Here is a 14,989-nt window from a genome sequence, read left to right as displayed (position 1 = left end):
AATGGCGCCAGAACCGCCTTGACCCGCCGGAATCGCCTGCTATCAGTGCGCAAGTCGCCCGCGGGGGGCCCCCGCGCGCCATAACAAGAAGGCCCGCAGCCGTGACCATCGAAGAACTCCGCCAGCGCCACCCGGATCACTGGAAGAAGGCGGCGGCGCTCCGAATGCTCGCGATCGACGCTGTGCAGAAGGCCAATTCCGGCCACCCCGGCATGCCGATGGGCATGGCCGACGTGGCGACGGTGCTCTTCGAGAAATACCTCAAGTTCGATCCCACCGATCCGAACTGGCCCGACCGCGACCGCTTCGTGCTCTCGGCCGGCCACGGCTCGATGCTGCTCTACGGGCTCCTGCATCTCACCGGCTATCCGGGCATGTCGATCGACGAGATCAAGCGCTTCCGCCAGCTCGGCTCGAAGACCGAGGGCCATCCGGAGCGCCACGCCGGCAACGGGATCGAGACGACGACCGGCCCGCTCGGCCAGGGGATCGCCACCTCGGTCGGCATGGCCATCGCCGAGGCGCATCTCGCCGCGCAGTGGGGCCGCAAGCTCGTCGATCACTGGACCTATGTGATCGCCGGCGACGGCTGCCTGATGGAGGGCATCAGCCAGGAGGCGGTCGGCCTCGCGGGCATGCAGAAGCTCGACCGGCTCGTCGTCTTCTGGGACGACAACGGCATCTCGATCGACGGCAAGGTCAGCCTCTCCGACCGGACAGACCAGCTCCAGCGCTTCGCCGCCTCCGGCTGGTCCACGCATTCCTGCGACGGCCACGACCCCGAGGACATCGACCGCGCGATCCGCGAGGCGCGCGCGAGCGGCCAGCCCGCGCTGATCGACTGCAAGACCCATATCGGCTGGGGCGCGCCGACGAAGCAGGACACCAAATCCGCCCATGGCTCGCCCCTCGGCGACGAGGAGATCGCCAAGGTCCGCGAGATCTACGGCTGGCCCTACCCGGCCTTCGAGATCCCCGAGGACATCCGCGCCGCCTGGCAGGCGACCGGCGGCCGGGGCGCGGCGGAACGCGCCGCCTGGTCCGAACGGCTCGGCAAGCTTTCGAACACCAAGCGCGCGGAATTCGAGCGGATCGCCGGCGGCGTGGCGCATCCGAAGCTCGCCTCCGCGATCAACGCCTTCAAGAAGGAGCAGTCGGAGGCGGCGAAGAAGGTCGCCACGCGCAAATCCTCCGAGATGGCGCTCGAGGTGATCAACGCGGTGCTGCCCGAGACGATCGGCGGCTCGGCGGACCTCACCGGCTCCAACAACACGCTGACGAAGGATCTCGGCGTCTTCGACGAGACGAACCGCGCCGGCCGCTACGTCCATTACGGTATCCGCGAGCACGGCATGGCCGCCGCGATGAACGGGATCGCCGCGCATGGCGGGCTCGTCCCCTACGGCGGCACCTTCCTCGTCTTCTCCGACTACGCGCGGGGCGCGATCCGGCTCTCGGCGCTGATGGGGCTCCGCGTCGTCTACGTGCTGACCCACGATTCGATCGGCCTCGGCGAGGACGGGCCGACGCACCAGCCGGTCGAGCATCTCGCGGCGCTCCGCGCGATGCCGGGCCTCCAGGTGCTGCGCCCCGCCGACACGATCGAGACCGCGGAGGCCTGGGAGATCGCGCTCTCGGGCGCGGAGCGGCCGAGCGTGCTCGCACTGACCCGGCAGAACCTGCCCGTGCTGCGCACCGCGCACAGCCGCCGCAACCTCTCCGCGCAGGGCGCCTATGTCCTCGCCGAGGCGGAGGGCAAGCGCCGCGCGATCCTGCTCGCGACCGGTTCCGAGGTCGAGATCGCGATGAAGGCGCGCGACATCCTGCAGGGCAAGGGAATCGGCACCCGCGTCGTCTCGATGCCCTCCTTCGAACTCTTCGCCGCCCAGGAGGAGAGCTACCGCAAGAAGGTTCTGCCCTCCGGCGCGGTCCGCGTCGCGGTCGAGGCCGGCGTGCGCCAGGGCTGGGACCGCTGGCTGATGGGCGAGCGCGGCGCGGAGAAGAAGGCGGGCTTCGTCGGCATGTCGAGCTTCGGCGCCTCCGGCCCGATCGAGGATCTCTACCCGCGTTTCGGCATCACCGCCGAGGCGGTCGCCGCGGAGGCCGAGGCGTTGCTGTGATCGCCGGCCCTTCCGGCCGGCAGTTTGAGGGGGCTACATGGGCTGGAAATCGCTCGACGACATCGATCTCGACGGAAAGGTCGTCCTGACCCGGGTCGATATCAACGTTCCCGTCGAAAACGGCGAGGTCACCGACGCGACCCGGATCGAACGCATCGCCCCGACGATCCAGGACATCCTCGCCAAGGGCGGGCGGCCCGTGCTGCTCGCCCATTTCGGCCGGCCGAAGGGCAAGGTCACGCCCTCGATGAGCCTCCGCGTCACGCTGCCGGCGCTCGCCGAGGTGCTGGGCCAGGCGATCCTCTTCGCCGAGGATTGCGTCGGCCCGACCGCCGAGGCCGCGGTGAAGGATCTGCCCGACGGCGGTATCCTGCTGCTCGAGAACACGCGCTTCCACGCCGAGGAAGAGAAGAACGATCCCGAATTCGCGAAACAGCTCGCGGCGCTCGGCGACGTCTACTGCAACGACGCCTTCTCCGCGGCGCACCGCGCCCATGCCTCGACCGAGGGCATCGCGCGCCTGCTGCCCTCCTGCGCGGGGCGGCTGATGCAGGCGGAGCTGATGGCGCTCGAGAAGGCGCTCGGCAAGCCCGAGCATCCCGTGGTCGCCGTGGTCGGCGGCGCCAAGGTCTCGACCAAGCTCGAACTGCTCGGCAACCTGATCGACAAGGTCGATTCGATCGTCATCGGCGGCGGCATGGCGAACACCTTCCTCGCCGCCGAGGGAATCGACGTCGGCAAGTCGCTCTGCGAGCATGAGATGACCGGCACCGCGAAGGAGATCATGGCGAAGGCGAAGGCCGCGAACTGCGCGCTGCTCCTGCCCTCCGACGTGGTCGTGGCGGGCGAGTTCAAGGCGGGCGCCGCCTCCGAGGTCGTGGCCGCCGACGCCTGCCCGGCCGACAAGATGATCCTCGACGCCGGCCCCGCGGCGACCGAGGCGGTGAAGGCCGCCTTCGACTCGGCCAGGACGCTGGTCTGGAACGGCCCGCTCGGCGCCTTCGAGATCCCGCCCTTCAATACCGCGACCGACGCGGCCGCGCGCGAGGCGGCGGCGCTGACGAAGGCGGGCAGGCTCCTTTCGGTCGCCGGCGGCGGCGACACGGTCGCCGCGCTCAACGCCAGCGGCTCGGCCGAGAGCTTCACCTATGTCTCGACCGCGGGGGGCGCCTTCCTCGAATGGCTCGAGGGCAAGACCCTGCCGGGCGTCGCCGCGCTCGAGGCCTGACCCCGGCTTCTCCCGTTTCCAGAGTTCATTCCTTAGAGGTAAGACCATGAAGTCGACGCGTACCGTGCAGAAGATCCTCGGCTATTACGAGACCGACAACCCGGGGGTGAAGGGCAACCTCTGCCGGATGCTGATGCACGGACGTCTTGGCGGCACGGGCAAGATGATCATCCTGCCGGTCGACCAGGGCTTCGAGCATGGCCCCGCGCGCAGCTTCGCGCCGAACCCGCCCGCCTATGACCCGCATTACCACTACCAGATCGCGATCGACGCCGGGCTCAACGCCTATGCCGCGCCGCTCGGCATGCTGGAAGCGGGCGCCGACACCTTCGCGGGCCAGATCCCGACTATCCTGAAGGTCAATTCGTCGAACTCGCTCGTTCCGGGCGCCGCGCCCTTCAGCCAGGCGATCACCTCGGGCGTCGACGACGCGCTCCGCCTCGGCTGCGCGGCGATCGGCTTCACGATCTACCCCGGCTCCTCGGTGGCGCTCGACATGTTCGAGGAGATCTCGGCGATGCGCGAGGAAGCGGCGGCCAAGGGCGTCGCGACCGTGATCTGGTCCTATCCGCGCGGCGAGGATCTGTCGAAGGCCGGCGAGACCGCGATCGACGTCGGCGCCTACGCCGCGCAGATCGCCGCGCTCCTCGGCGCGCACATCATCAAGATCAAGCTCTCGACCGACCATCTCGAACAGGGCGAGGCGAAGAAGGCCTACGAGAAGGCGGGCATCGACGTCTCGACCCAGGCGGCGCGGGTGCGGCACTGCATGGACGCCGCCTTCGCCGGCCGGCGCATCGTCGTCTTCTCCGGCGGCGCGGCCAAGGGCGCGGACGCGGTCTACGACGACGCCCGCGCGATCCGCGACGGCGGCGGCAACGGCTCGATCATCGGCCGCAACACCTTCCAGCGCTCGCGCGACGACGCGATGGCGATGCTCGACAAGCTCGTCGACATCTACAAGGGCCGCGCGTAGGCTCCGCGCGGGGCGGGCTCCGGCCCGCCCCGCCGTGAAAACACCTCCCGGCAAGATCCTGAATTCCCTTTCGCCGCGATCTTTGCCATGCTGTCCGGCAAAACCACCGGGCAGAGAAGACGCGTGAGCTATCAGGACATCGAACAGCGCCGGGGCGGCGTCGGCGGGGCGGTCTTCGTGATCGTGGTCGCCGCGCTCATCGGTTATCTCGCCTTCGCCGCGCTGCAGGGCGAATACGGGCTCTTCCGCCTCTTCCAGGTCGAGGCCGAGGCCCGCGGGCTCCAGGCCGAACTCGACGCGCTGCGCGCCGAGCGCGCGGCGCTCGCGGGCAAGACCCACCGCCTCTCGACCGGCTCGGTCGATCTCGAACTGCTCGACGAGCGCGCGCGCCAGGTGCTCGGCCTCGGCCGGCCCGACGAGATCATCATCCGCTGACCATCGCCGCCGCGCGCCAGGGGGGGTTTCATCTCCCCGCCAGCCAGCTATAATGAAATAGTTTAAGGTTGAACTATCTGGGATCCCCGGGAGGGAACACTGATGGCTACGACAAGACGTGCCTCCGCCAAGCCCAACGCGTCGAAGGAGGAACTGCTCGCCTACTACCGCGACATGCTGCTGATCCGGCGCTTCGAGGAGAAGGCCGGCCAGCTTTACGGCATGGGCCTGATCGGCGGCTTCTGCCACCTCTACATCGGCCAGGAAGCGGTCGTCGTCGGGCTCGAGGCCGCGACCAAGGAAGGCGACCAGCGCGTCACCTCCTACCGCGACCACGGGCACATGCTGGCCTGCGGCATGGACCCGAAGGGCGTGATGGCCGAGCTCACGGGCCGCGAGGGGGGCTATTCCCGCGGCAAGGGCGGCTCGATGCACATGTTCTCCTCCGAGAAGAAGTTCTACGGCGGCCACGGCATCGTCGGCGCGCAGGTGCCGATCGGCGCGGGCCTCGCCTTCGCGAACTGGTACCGCGGCAATGACAACGTCTCCTTCGCCTATTTCGGCGACGGCGCGGCGAACCAGGGCCAGGTCTACGAGACCTTCAACATCGCGAGCCTCTGGAAGCTGCCCTGCGTCTTCGTGATCGAGAACAACCAGTACGCGATGGGCACGTCGATGAAGCGCGCCTCCTCGACCCCCGCCCTCTTCACCCGGGGCGAAGCCTTCGGCATCCCGGGCGAGGCCGTGGACGGCATGGACGTCCTCGCGGTGAAGGCGGCGGCCGAGAAGGCGATCGGCCACTGCCGCGCCGGCGAGGGCCCCTACATCCTCGAGATGAACACCTATCGCTACCGCGGCCATTCGATGTCCGACCCCGCGAAGTACCGCACGCGCGAGGAAGTGCAGAAGATGCGCGAGGAACGCGACCCGATCGACCATGTGCGCGACATGCTCGTCGCGGGCGAGCTCGCCACCGAGGACGAGCTGAAGGCGGTGGACCGCGACATCAAGGCCGTGGTGAACGAGGCGGCGCAATTCGCCCAGGACAGCCCCGAGCCGGCCGAGGCCGAGCTCTGGACCGACGTCTACGCCTGAGGGGAGCGAAAGAGATGGCAACGCAGATCCTGATGCCGGCGCTCTCGCCGACGATGGAAGAGGGCACGCTCTCGAAATGGCTGGTGAAGGAGGGCGACACCGTCACCTCCGGCCAGATCCTCGCCGAGATCGAGACCGACAAGGCCACGATGGAATTCGAGGCGGTCGACGAGGGGACGGTGGGCAAGATCCTCGTTCCCGAGGGATCCGAGGGAATCAAGGTGAACACGCCGATCGCCGTGCTGCTCGGCGAGGGCGAGGACGCCTCCGCCGCCGAGTCGGCCGCCGCGGCGCCCGCCCCCGCGGCCGAGAAGGCCGAGGAGGCCCCCAAGCCCGAGGCGCCGATCGCCGCCCAGCCCGCCGCCGCGGTGGCCGAGCCGGTGGCGCAGGAGCCCGACGTGCCCGAGGGCACCACCTTCAAGACCCAGACCATGCGCGAGGCGCTGCGCGACGCGATGGCCGAGGAGATGCGCCGCGACGGCGACGTCTTCCTGATGGGCGAGGAGGTCGGCGAGTACCAGGGCGCCTACAAGATCAGCCAGGGCCTGCTCGACGAATTCGGGCCGAAGCGCGTGATCGACACGCCGATCACCGAGCACGGTTTCACCGGCATCGCGGTCGGCGCGGCCTTCGCGGGGCTCCGGCCCATCGTCGAGTTCATGACCTTCAACTTCGCCCTCCAGGCGATCGACCACATCATCAACTCGGCCGCGAAGACGCTCTACATGTCCGGCGGCCAGATGGGCTGCCCGATCGTGTTCCGGGGGCCGAACGGCGCCGCGGCGCGCGTCGCCGCGCAGCACAGCCACGATTTCGCCGCGCTCTACGCCAACATCCCCGGCCTCAGGGTAGTGATGCCCTACACGGCGGCGGATGCGAAGGGCCTCCTGAAATCGGCGATCCGCGACGCGAATCCGGTGATCTTCCTCGAGAACGAGATCCTCTACGGCCGCTCCTTCGAGGTGCCGGAACTCGATGACTTCACCATCCCCTTCGGCAAGGCGAAGATCGCGCGGCCGGGCAAGGACGTCACCATCGTCTCCTTCGGCATCGGCATGAACTACGCGCTCCAGGCCGCCGAGGAACTGGCGAAGGAGGGCGTGGAGGCCGAGGTGATCGACCTGCGCACGCTCCGCCCGATGGACACCGCGACCGTGATCGCCTCGGTGAGGAAGACCAATCGCTGCGTGACGGTCGAGGAAGGCTTCCCGCAGGGCTCGATCGGCAACTACGTCTCCGCCACGATCATGCAGGAGGCGTTCGACTATCTCGACGCGCCGGTGATCAACTGCGCCGGCAAGGACGTGCCGATGCCCTACGCCGCCAATCTCGAGAAGCTCGCGCTCGTCACCACCGCGGAAGTCATCGCGGCGGTGAAGTCGGTCACCTATCGCTGAGGGGGCGCACATGTCCATCAACATCCTGATGCCGGCGCTCTCTCCGACGATGGAGGAGGGCACGCTGTCGAAATGGCTGGTCAAGGAGGGCGACACCGTCTCCTCCGGCCAGGTCCTCGCCGAGATCGAGACCGACAAGGCCACGATGGAATTCGAGGCCGTCGACGAGGGTACCGTCGGCAAGATCCTGATCGCCGAGGGCACCGAGGGCGTGAAGGTGAACGAGCCGATCGCGATCCTGCTCGAGGAAGGCGAATCGGCCGACGCGCTCGCCGCCGCTCCCGCTCCGGCGGCCCCGGCCCCGGCGGCGGCCGCCGCCGCCGAACCGGCCGCGGACGCGCTGCCCGCGGGGCTCAAGGGCTACGGCGCGAGCGCCGGCCAGCCGGTCGAGCCGACCGCGAAACCGGAGGGCGGCCGGGTCTTCGCCTCGCCGCTCGCGCGGCGAATCGCCGCGGAGAAGGGGCTCGACCTCGCGCAGGTGAAGGGTACGGGTCCGGGCGGCCGGATCGTGAAGGCCGATGTCGAGAGCGCGAAGCCGGGCGCCGCGCCGAAGGCCGCCGCACCCGCCGACACCGCCCCGATCGCGGCGCCCGCGCCGGCGAAGGCGGCGGGGCCCGTCGGACCGGCGCTCGACGCGATCAAGGCGATGTACGAGGGGCGTCCCTACGAGGAGGTCAAGCTCGACGGCATGCGCAAGACGATCGCCGCGCGCCTGTCGGAAGCCAAGTCGACCATCCCGCACTACTACCTGCGCCGCGACGTCCAGCTCGACGCGCTGATGAAGTTCCGCTCCCAGCTCAACAAGGAACTGGAGGCCCGGGGCGTGAAGCTCTCGGTCAACGACTTCATCATCAAGGCCTGCGCCGTCGCGCTCCGTCAGGTGCCGGAGGCCAACGCGGTCTGGGCGGGCGACCGGCTGCTGAGGCTCCGGACCTCCGACATCGCCGTCGCCGTGGCGATCGAGGGCGGCCTCTTCACCCCGGTGCTGCGCGACGCGGATGCGAAGGCGCTCTCGACGCTCTCGACCGAGATGAAGGACCTCGCCAAACGCGCCCGCGACCGCAAGCTCGCGCCGCACGAATACCAGGGCGGCAGCTTCGCGATCTCGAACCTCGGCATGATGGGGGTCGAGAATTTCGACGCGGTCATCAACCCGCCGCATTCGGCGATCCTCGCCGTCGGCGCGGGCGTGAAGAAGCCGGTGGTCGGCGAGGATGGCGAGATCAAGGTCGCCAACGTGATGTCGGTCACGCTCTCCGTCGATCACCGTGTCATGGACGGCGCGCTCGGCGCGACGCTGCTCGCGGCGATCAAGGAGAACATCGAGCATCCGCTCGGCATGCTGGCCTGACAAGGGCCGCCCGGACGAGAGAAGCCGCCGCCCGACCCCGGGCGGCGGCTTCCGCTTTTTCGCGGAGGCTCCGCGGAACGCGGGCGTCAGACCCGCTCCCCGAGGATCCGGGCGGTGATCTCCATCTCCCGCCGGCCCCGGCGCATCAGCGCCCATCCCCAGACGAGCATCGCCGCGCCCCAGATCAGGAAGCCGATGTCCCAGTAGATCCACTGCTCCGGCGGTGCCAGTTCATTCACGTGATGCACGCCGAGCAGCTGATGGTCGACGAGTCCCTCGACCAGGTTGAAGAGGCCGAAGCCCATCAGCAGCGTCCCGAAGAACATCCCATGCGACCAGGCGAGTTGGCGCCGGCGCGCCGCGCGCCACAGGATCAGCAGGCCCGCGATCACGAAGACATAGGTGGTCAGGTGGAAGAGGCCGTCCCAGAGCGTGTTGAACTCGAGCGCCGGCAGGTCGGAGACCGGGCGCCAGCCGCTCACCATGTGGTGCCAGCGCAGCAGCTGATGCAGCACGATCCCGTCGAAGAAACCGCCGATCCCCAGCCCGAGCAGGATGCCCGCCGAAACCGGAAAACTCCGCACGCCCGTCTCCGCCGCCATCGCTCGCCTCCCCATGGCTCTCCTATGGAGATCGAACCGGGCGGCGGAGGCTTTGTTCCGGGCGCGACGCCCGCCCGTCCCCGGTGGCGGGGACGGGCGGGCCCTCTCAGTGCTCGCCGCCCGCCATCGCCGCGGCGCGCATCTCCTCCGCCGTGCCGCCCGCGCCGTTGAGGAAGGCGTTGAGCAGCACCGCCCCGATCGAGGCGAGCAGGATGCCCGAGTCGATCAGCGGGTGGATCGCATGCGGCAGCCACATGGTGAAGTTCGGCGCCACCAGCGGGATCATCCCGAGGCCGAGCGAGATCGCCACGACGAAGAGGTTGTTGCGCGTGCTCGCGAAATCGACCGCCGAGAGGATGCGCACGCCGGTCGCCGCGACCATGCCGAACATCACGAGCCCGGCGCCGCCCAGCACCACGGTCGGAAGCGACTCGACCATCGCCGCCATCTTCGGCAGCAGCCCGAGCACGACCATGATGAGCCCGCCCGCGACGCAGACGAAGCGCGAGCGCACCCCGGTCACGCCGACGAGCCCGACGTTCTGCGAGAAACTCGTATAGGGGAAGGTGTTGAAGATCCCGCCGATCAGCGTGCCAAGCCCGTCGGTCCGGAGGCCGGCGGTCAGCTGCTTCTGGTTGATCGGCTTGCCGGTCATCTCGCTCAGCGCGAGGAACATGCCGGTCGATTCGATCATCACCACGATCATCACCAGCGTCATGGTGAGGATCAGCACCGGGTCGAAGATCGGCGCGCCGAAGTGGAACGGCGTCACCGGGGCGAACCAGTGCGCGGCGGCGATCTTGTCGAAATGCATCATCCCGAAGGCGACGGCGAGCAGCCCGCCCACGACGATGCCGAGCAGCACCGCGATATTGGAGAGGAACCCTCTCGCATAGCGCGCGATCGCGACGATGACGCAGAGCACGATGATCGAGATCAGCATGTTGAGCGGTGGCGCGTAGAGCGGGTTGTCCATCGTCGCGGCCGGGGCGAATTTCGCCGGCGGCGCGGGGATCGCGCCCGTCGCCGCGGCGTCGGTCGCGGCCTTCAGCCAGTCGGTGAAGGCCGGGTCGACCAGCTTCGGCGCGGTCGGCCCGACGGGGGTGCCGAAGATCCAGTTGATGCCCACCCGCATCAGCGAGACGCCGATCACGAGGATGATCGTGCCTGTCACCACCGGCGGGAAGAAGCGCAGCAGCCGCCCCATCAGCGGCGCGATCAGCATGGCGAGGATGCCCGCGCCGATGATCGCGCCGAAGATCATCCGCGCCCCGTCCGGCCCGGGATTGGCGAGCGCGATCGAGACCATCGGCCCGACCGAGGCGAAGGTCACGCCCATCATCACCGGCATCCTGACGCCGAACCACGGGCCGATGCCGAAGGACTGGATGATCGAGACGATCCCGCAGACGAAGAGATCGGCCGAGATCAGGAAGGCCACGTCCTCGGGTGCGAGCTGCAGCGCGCGCCCGACGATGAGCGGCACGGCGACCGCGCCCGCGTACATGACCAGCACGTGCTGCAGGCCCAGCGTGAACAGTTTCGGCGCCGGCAACACCTGGTCCACGGCATGAACGGCTTCCGCCATCGGCAATCTCCTCGTTGCATCCGAGGGTCGGTCGCCGCCAATGCGCGCGTCGGAACCGCCGGCGGCGGCACGGAAGCGCGGCGTACACCCCTCGCTCCGGTCATCATCCGTTCACACCGGGATCATGTCCAGAAAAGCGGCGGCGCCAGCCGGCGAAACTGCTTCAGGGATTGCCTGATGATCGGGCGGGAGCGGGCAGTGATCCAAAATTGGGCAGGCGGCCCCGGCGAGGGCGCGGCTCGAGCCTCAGATCTGCTTCTCGGGCATCCGCACGACGAGGCCGTCGAGCGCGTCCGTGACCTTCAGCTGGCAGGTCAGCCGGCTCGTCACCGGATCGGGCTGCCAGGCGAAATCGAGCATGTCCGCCTCCATCTCGTCGCGCGGCGGCAGCCGGTCGATCCAGGCGGGATCGACATAGACATGGCAGGTCGAGCAGGCGCAGGCGCCGCCGCAATCGGCCTCGATCCCGGGAATGTCGTTGTCGCGCGCGCCCTCCATCACCGTCAGGCCGTTCGCGACCTCGACCTCGTGCGGGGTGCCGTCGAATTCGATATAGGTGATCCTGGCCATTCGCTCATCATCTCCCGACCGCGCGCGTCGCGGCGGCTGTCTAGCGCGCCCGCCGCCCCGGGGCCATAGCCATTCGCGCGGGTGCACCCTCCGCCCCGGGCGAATTGGCGCTTCCACGTTCACGAAATCGCAATATAAAGAGGAAAACGGGCAGGGAGACCCAGAATATGGGAAAGGTCGTGACGTTCGCCCAGCAGAAGGGCGGCTCGGGCAAGACCACCGCGCTCGCGCATCTCGCGACCGCCTGGTCGATGGCGGGGCGCTCTGTCGCGCTGGTCGATCTCGATCCGCAGGCCTCGCTCAGCCGCTGGGCGGAGATCCGGGCCGATCCCGAGCTTACGCTGGTGGAGACGAAGGACTACCGCGCCTCGTCCGACATCAGGGCGGCGCGCAAGGCGCATGACTACGTGCTGATCGACTGCCCCGGCGCGGCCTCCACCCTGCTCGACAGCGTGATCCGCGACAGCGACCTGATCGTCGCCCCCTGCCAGCCCTCGGCGATGGATGTCTGGGCGCTCGGATCGGTGCTCGACGCGTCGCGCAAGGCCCGAACCGAACTGCGGATCCTGCTCAACCGCGTGCCGCCCCGGCACGGCTCGATCGAGGAGGTGCTGGGGCTGCTCGGCGACGCGCGCGCGCTCCTGCTCGCGACCCAGTTCGGCAACCGGATCGCCTATGGCCAGGCGTTCCTCTCGGGCGCGACCGCGAACGAGACCCAGCCGCGCTCGACCGCGGCGGCCGAGGTCGCGGGGCTCCGGGCGGAACTGACGGCGCTGCTCAACCGGCTCTGACCCCCGGGTCTCGGCCGATACCGGGGCCGCAGCTTGACACGGAAGCCGCCTTTCTGGACTAAGACTGAGCGGACTGCGAAGGCCGGACGAACAGGGGGTCGAGATGAAGAAGAAGGTCTATCCAACGGCGGCGGCGGCGCTCGACGGGCTGCTCACGGACGGCATGCTGATCGCGGCCGGCGGCTTCGGCCTCTGCGGCATCCCGGAGAGCCTGATCGCGGCGATCCGCGACGCGGGCGTCAAGGAACTGACCGTCGCCTCGAACAACGCGGGCGTCGACGATTTCGGCCTCGGCCTGCTGCTCCAGACCCGGCAGGTGAGGAAGATGATCTCTTCCTATGTCGGCGAGAACGCGGAATTCATGCGCCAGTACCTCTCGGGCGAGCTCGAGCTCGAGTTCAACCCGCAGGGCACGCTCGCCGAGCGGATGCGCGCCGGCGGCGCGGGCATCCCCGGCTTCTACACCAAGACCGGCGTCGGCACGGTGATCGCCGAGGGCAAGGAGCAAAAGGACTTCGACGGCGAGACCTATATCCTCGAGCGCGGGATCGTCGCCGACCTCTCGATCGTGAAGGCCTGGAAGGGCGACGCGCAGGGCAACCTCGTCTACCGAAAGACCGCGCGGAACTTCAATCCGAACGCCGCGACCTGCGGCCGGATCTGCGTCGCGGAGGTCGAGGAGATCGTCCCCGTCGGCAGCCTCGATCCCGACCACATCCACACGCCCGGCATCTTCGTCCATCGCATCGTCGAGGCGAAGGCGGAAAAGCGGGTCGAGCAGCGCACCATCCGCGCCGCCTGAGCATGACGGAGCAGGAGAACACCTCTCCCTACTCCACGCTCCCGCCGCGCGCCTTCTGGCGCGCCGGCGTGAGCGAGCGCGCGCCCCTCGATCCGGGGGAGGTCTACACGCCCCGTTTCCCGGTGACGCGCGACATGCGCATCGCCACCGCCGGCAGCTGCTTCGCCCAGCATGTCGGCCGCGCGCTGCGCGAGTCGGGCTTCAACGTGCTCGACGCCGAGCCGCTGCCGGCGTCGGTCCCGGACGCGCTGGCACGGCGCTTCGGCTACCGGGTCTTCACCGGGCGCTATGCCAATATCTATACCACCCGCCAGCTCGCCCAGCTCTTCGACGAGGCGGAGGGACGGGTCCGGCCCGCGGAACCCGTCTGGCGCCGCGGCCCGCGCTTCTTCGACGCGCAGCGCCCGGGCGTCGAGCCCGACGGGCTCGAGAGCGAGGAACTGGTGCGCGCGCATCGCCGCCATCACCTCGCGCGCGTCGCGGAGGCGTTCCGTTCCGCCGATCTCTTCGTCTTCACCTTCGGGCTGACGGAGGCCTGGATCCACACCGCGAGCGGCACGGTCTATCCGACCGCGCCGGGCACGATCGCCGGCCGGCACGATCCCGAGGTCTACTCGTTCAAGAACTACGACGCCGGCGAGGTTCTCGCGGATTTCGAGCATTTCCGCGCCAGCCTGAAGGCGGTGAACCCGAAGGTGCGCTTCCTCGTCACCGTCTCGCCCGTCCCGCTCACCGCGACGGCGAGCGGCGAGCATGTCGAGGTCGCGACCTGCTACTCCAAGTCGGTGCTGCGCGCGGTCTGCGGAATGCTGGTCGCGCGCCATGACGACATCGACTACTTCCCCTCCTTCGAGGTCATCACCTCCCAGAACGCGCGCGGCGCCTATTTCGAACCCGACCTGCGGAGCGTCTCGGCCCAGGGTGTCGCAGCGGCCATGGATCTCTTCAAGCGCGCCCATGGCATCGAGGCGCGCCCCGCGCCGGCGAGGAAGCCGGCCCGTCGGGCGGGCACGAAGGCCAAACGGTTCAGGCGGGCCGAGCGGGCGATCTGCGAGGACTCCCTGCTGGAGGCCTTCGCCGGATGACCCACGCGCTCATTCTCGGCAATTCGCACACCGTCCCGCTCCGCCACGCCTGGAGCGCCCTTGGCGAGGAGCATCCGCGGCATCGGATCAGCTTCTTCGCGGTGCCGATGCCCTTCTTCAGGTTCCTGCGCCTGAACGGCCGGCGCTTCGGCGCCCCGACGGGCCGCGGGGAACGGCCGCGGATCACCGAGATGGCGGAGCGGCTGAACGGCCGCGCCGATGTCGATCTCTCGGAGTTCGACCTGATCTTGCTGGTAGGATTCGTGGATCGCTTCAAGGCGCTCAGCGAACTCATGCTCGGCTGCGACGTCGACGGGCTCCGCGAGGTGGGCGCCCAGAGCCGTCTCTCGCCCTCCGCCTTCCAGGCGATCTGCCGGACCATCGCGGAAGGCGTCCTGCCGGTGAAGTTCCTGGCGCGCCTCTCCGCCGGGCCGGTGGCGGTCCTCGAGAAGAGCCGCCCCGCCGAGACCTGCGTCGGAAGCGAGGATCCGCGGTACCGGGGCTGGCGCGGATTGGCGCCCGACCCGCGGGGGATCGCCGCGGTGCTCGGCGCCTATTCCGACGTGCTCGCCTCGGTGCTCGCCGAACGGGACATTTCCCTCATCCGCCAGCCCGGGGAAACCATCCAGCCGAACGGGCTGACGGCCGCGCGCTTCAGCCAGGGTTCGATCAACCTCGCCCAGGGCGAGCCGCATGGCGAGGACGACCATTCGCACGCCAACGCGGCCTACGGCGAGATCTGCCTGGCGCGCATCCTCGACTTTCTCGACGCGGCCCCCACCCCCGCCCTCGTCACGCGACACTGACCGATCAACAACCGCTCACCGGAGAGATCAACGAGATGCCCTGGAACCGTGATCAGATGGCCGCCCGCGCCGCGAAGGAACTGCGCGACGGCATGTATGTGAACCTCGGGATCGGCATCCCGACGCTGGTGTCGAACTACATC

Annotated in this window: 15 protein-coding genes; 12 read left to right on the top strand and 3 right to left on the bottom strand. The window is 69.2% G+C overall.

Annotated elements, in window-relative coordinates; all coding sequences use genetic code 11:
- Positions 1 to 101 precede the first annotated feature (101 nt).
- From tkt to FJM51_RS17270, 7 genes are all read left to right on the top strand, one after another.
- Positions 102 to 2,120 (top strand): transketolase, encoded by a 2,019-nt coding sequence (tkt, locus tag FJM51_RS17300; protein ID WP_140455393.1) that lies wholly within the window; start codon positions 102 to 104, stop codon positions 2,118 to 2,120.
- Between the two features lie 37 nt (positions 2,121 to 2,157).
- Positions 2,158 to 3,348 carry a phosphoglycerate kinase gene (locus FJM51_RS17295; RefSeq protein WP_140455392.1) on the top strand — a complete coding sequence of 397 codons (1,191 nt, stop codon included), beginning with the start codon at positions 2,158 to 2,160 and terminating at the stop codon, positions 3,346 to 3,348.
- Positions 3,349 to 3,394: 46 nt separating this feature from the next.
- Positions 3,395 to 4,324 carry a class I fructose-bisphosphate aldolase gene (locus FJM51_RS17290; RefSeq protein WP_140455391.1) on the top strand — a complete coding sequence of 310 codons (930 nt, stop codon included), beginning with the start codon at positions 3,395 to 3,397 and terminating at the stop codon, positions 4,322 to 4,324.
- 123 nt (positions 4,325 to 4,447) lie between these two features.
- The gene (locus FJM51_RS17285) at positions 4,448 to 4,759 is read left to right on the top strand and encodes an FtsB family cell division protein (protein ID WP_233713168.1); all 312 of its coding nucleotides are present in this window, start codon (positions 4,448 to 4,450) and stop codon (positions 4,757 to 4,759) included.
- A gap of 102 nt (positions 4,760 to 4,861) precedes the next feature.
- Entirely contained in the window at positions 4,862 to 5,854 is a 993-nt protein-coding gene (gene pdhA, locus FJM51_RS17280) for a pyruvate dehydrogenase (acetyl-transferring) E1 component subunit alpha (protein ID WP_140455389.1), read from the top strand.
- A gap of 14 nt (positions 5,855 to 5,868) precedes the next feature.
- The gene (locus tag FJM51_RS17275) at positions 5,869 to 7,251 is read left to right on the top strand and encodes a pyruvate dehydrogenase complex E1 component subunit beta (RefSeq protein ID WP_140455388.1); all 1,383 of its coding nucleotides are present in this window, start codon (positions 5,869 to 5,871) and stop codon (positions 7,249 to 7,251) included.
- A gap of 10 nt (positions 7,252 to 7,261) precedes the next feature.
- Entirely contained in the window at positions 7,262 to 8,602 is a 1,341-nt protein-coding gene (locus FJM51_RS17270; RefSeq protein ID WP_140455387.1) for a pyruvate dehydrogenase complex dihydrolipoamide acetyltransferase, read from the top strand.
- 86 nt (positions 8,603 to 8,688) lie between these two features.
- Here the strand turns inward: FJM51_RS17270 and FJM51_RS17265 are convergent, their stop codons facing one another.
- The 3 genes from FJM51_RS17265 to FJM51_RS17255 all read right to left on the bottom strand — a co-directional run bounded on the left by FJM51_RS17265 (position 8,689) and on the right by FJM51_RS17255 (position 11,362).
- Positions 8,689 to 9,204: a DUF2243 domain-containing protein gene (locus FJM51_RS17265; RefSeq protein WP_140455386.1), complete on the bottom strand. Its 516-nt coding sequence runs from the start codon at positions 9,202 to 9,204 to the stop codon at positions 8,689 to 8,691.
- Positions 9,205 to 9,310: 106 nt separating this feature from the next.
- Positions 9,311 to 10,792 carry a nucleobase:cation symporter-2 family protein gene (locus FJM51_RS17260; protein WP_140455385.1) on the bottom strand — a complete coding sequence of 494 codons (1,482 nt, stop codon included), beginning with the start codon at positions 10,790 to 10,792 and terminating at the stop codon, positions 9,311 to 9,313.
- Between the two features lie 246 nt (positions 10,793 to 11,038).
- The gene (locus tag FJM51_RS17255) at positions 11,039 to 11,362 is read right to left on the bottom strand and encodes a 2Fe-2S iron-sulfur cluster-binding protein (protein ID WP_140455384.1); all 324 of its coding nucleotides are present in this window, start codon (positions 11,360 to 11,362) and stop codon (positions 11,039 to 11,041) included.
- A 167-nt stretch (positions 11,363 to 11,529) separates the two neighbouring features.
- On the opposite strand from FJM51_RS17255, the gene FJM51_RS17250 reads away from it, so the two are divergent.
- The 5 genes from FJM51_RS17250 to FJM51_RS24485 form a co-directional block, all read left to right on the top strand.
- Complete coding sequence (locus FJM51_RS17250) at positions 11,530 to 12,153, top strand: AAA family ATPase (protein ID WP_140455383.1); 624 nt, start codon at positions 11,530 to 11,532, stop codon at positions 12,151 to 12,153.
- A gap of 103 nt (positions 12,154 to 12,256) precedes the next feature.
- Positions 12,257 to 12,955: a CoA transferase subunit A gene (locus FJM51_RS17245; protein ID WP_140455382.1), complete on the top strand. Its 699-nt coding sequence runs from the start codon at positions 12,257 to 12,259 to the stop codon at positions 12,953 to 12,955.
- A 2-nt stretch (positions 12,956 to 12,957) separates the two neighbouring features.
- Positions 12,958 to 14,040: a GSCFA domain-containing protein gene (locus tag FJM51_RS17240; RefSeq protein WP_140455381.1), complete on the top strand. Its 1,083-nt coding sequence runs from the start codon at positions 12,958 to 12,960 to the stop codon at positions 14,038 to 14,040.
- Positions 14,037 to 14,846 (top strand): hypothetical protein, encoded by an 810-nt coding sequence (locus FJM51_RS17235; RefSeq protein ID WP_140455380.1) that lies wholly within the window; start codon positions 14,037 to 14,039, stop codon positions 14,844 to 14,846. The genes FJM51_RS17240 and FJM51_RS17235 overlap by 4 nt, the downstream gene beginning before the upstream one ends.
- 35 nt (positions 14,847 to 14,881) lie before the next feature.
- On the top strand, positions 14,882 to 14,989 hold a 108-nt coding region (locus FJM51_RS24485; protein WP_306419447.1), incomplete at its 3' end, for a CoA-transferase.

This window comes from Amaricoccus solimangrovi, assembly GCF_006385685.1.
GTDB classification, from domain to species: Bacteria; Pseudomonadota; Alphaproteobacteria; order Rhodobacterales; family Rhodobacteraceae; genus Amaricoccus; species Amaricoccus solimangrovi.
The sequence above is the reverse complement of the archived record's forward strand: the minus strand, read 5'-3'. Positions and strand labels throughout refer to the sequence as shown.

Bases quoted from the DNA above. Each gene is read 5' to 3' on its own strand.
- FJM51_RS17295 (WP_140455392.1), top strand. From the start codon at position 2,158: ATGGGCTGGAAATCGCTCGACGACATCGATCTCGACGGAAAGGTCGTC.
- FJM51_RS17290 (WP_140455391.1), top strand. From the start codon at position 3,395: ATGAAGTCGACGCGTACCGTGCAGAAGATCCTCGGCTATTACGAGACC.
- pdhA (WP_140455389.1), top strand. From the start codon at position 4,862: ATGGCTACGACAAGACGTGCCTCCGCCAAGCCCAACGCGTCGAAGGAG.
- FJM51_RS17275 (WP_140455388.1), top strand. From the start codon at position 5,869: ATGGCAACGCAGATCCTGATGCCGGCGCTCTCGCCGACGATGGAAGAG.
- FJM51_RS17270 (WP_140455387.1), top strand. From the start codon at position 7,262: ATGTCCATCAACATCCTGATGCCGGCGCTCTCTCCGACGATGGAGGAG.
- FJM51_RS17265 (WP_140455386.1), bottom strand. From the start codon at position 9,204: ATGGCGGCGGAGACGGGCGTGCGGAGTTTTCCGGTTTCGGCGGGCATC.
- FJM51_RS17260 (WP_140455385.1), bottom strand. From the start codon at position 10,792: ATGGCGGAAGCCGTTCATGCCGTGGACCAGGTGTTGCCGGCGCCGAAA.
- FJM51_RS17255 (WP_140455384.1), bottom strand. From the start codon at position 11,362: ATGGCCAGGATCACCTATATCGAATTCGACGGCACCCCGCACGAGGTC.
- FJM51_RS17250 (WP_140455383.1), top strand. From the start codon at position 11,530: ATGGGAAAGGTCGTGACGTTCGCCCAGCAGAAGGGCGGCTCGGGCAAG.
- FJM51_RS17245 (WP_140455382.1), top strand. From the start codon at position 12,257: ATGAAGAAGAAGGTCTATCCAACGGCGGCGGCGGCGCTCGACGGGCTG.
- FJM51_RS17240 (WP_140455381.1), top strand. From the start codon at position 12,958: ATGACGGAGCAGGAGAACACCTCTCCCTACTCCACGCTCCCGCCGCGC.
- FJM51_RS17235 (WP_140455380.1), top strand. From the start codon at position 14,037: ATGACCCACGCGCTCATTCTCGGCAATTCGCACACCGTCCCGCTCCGC.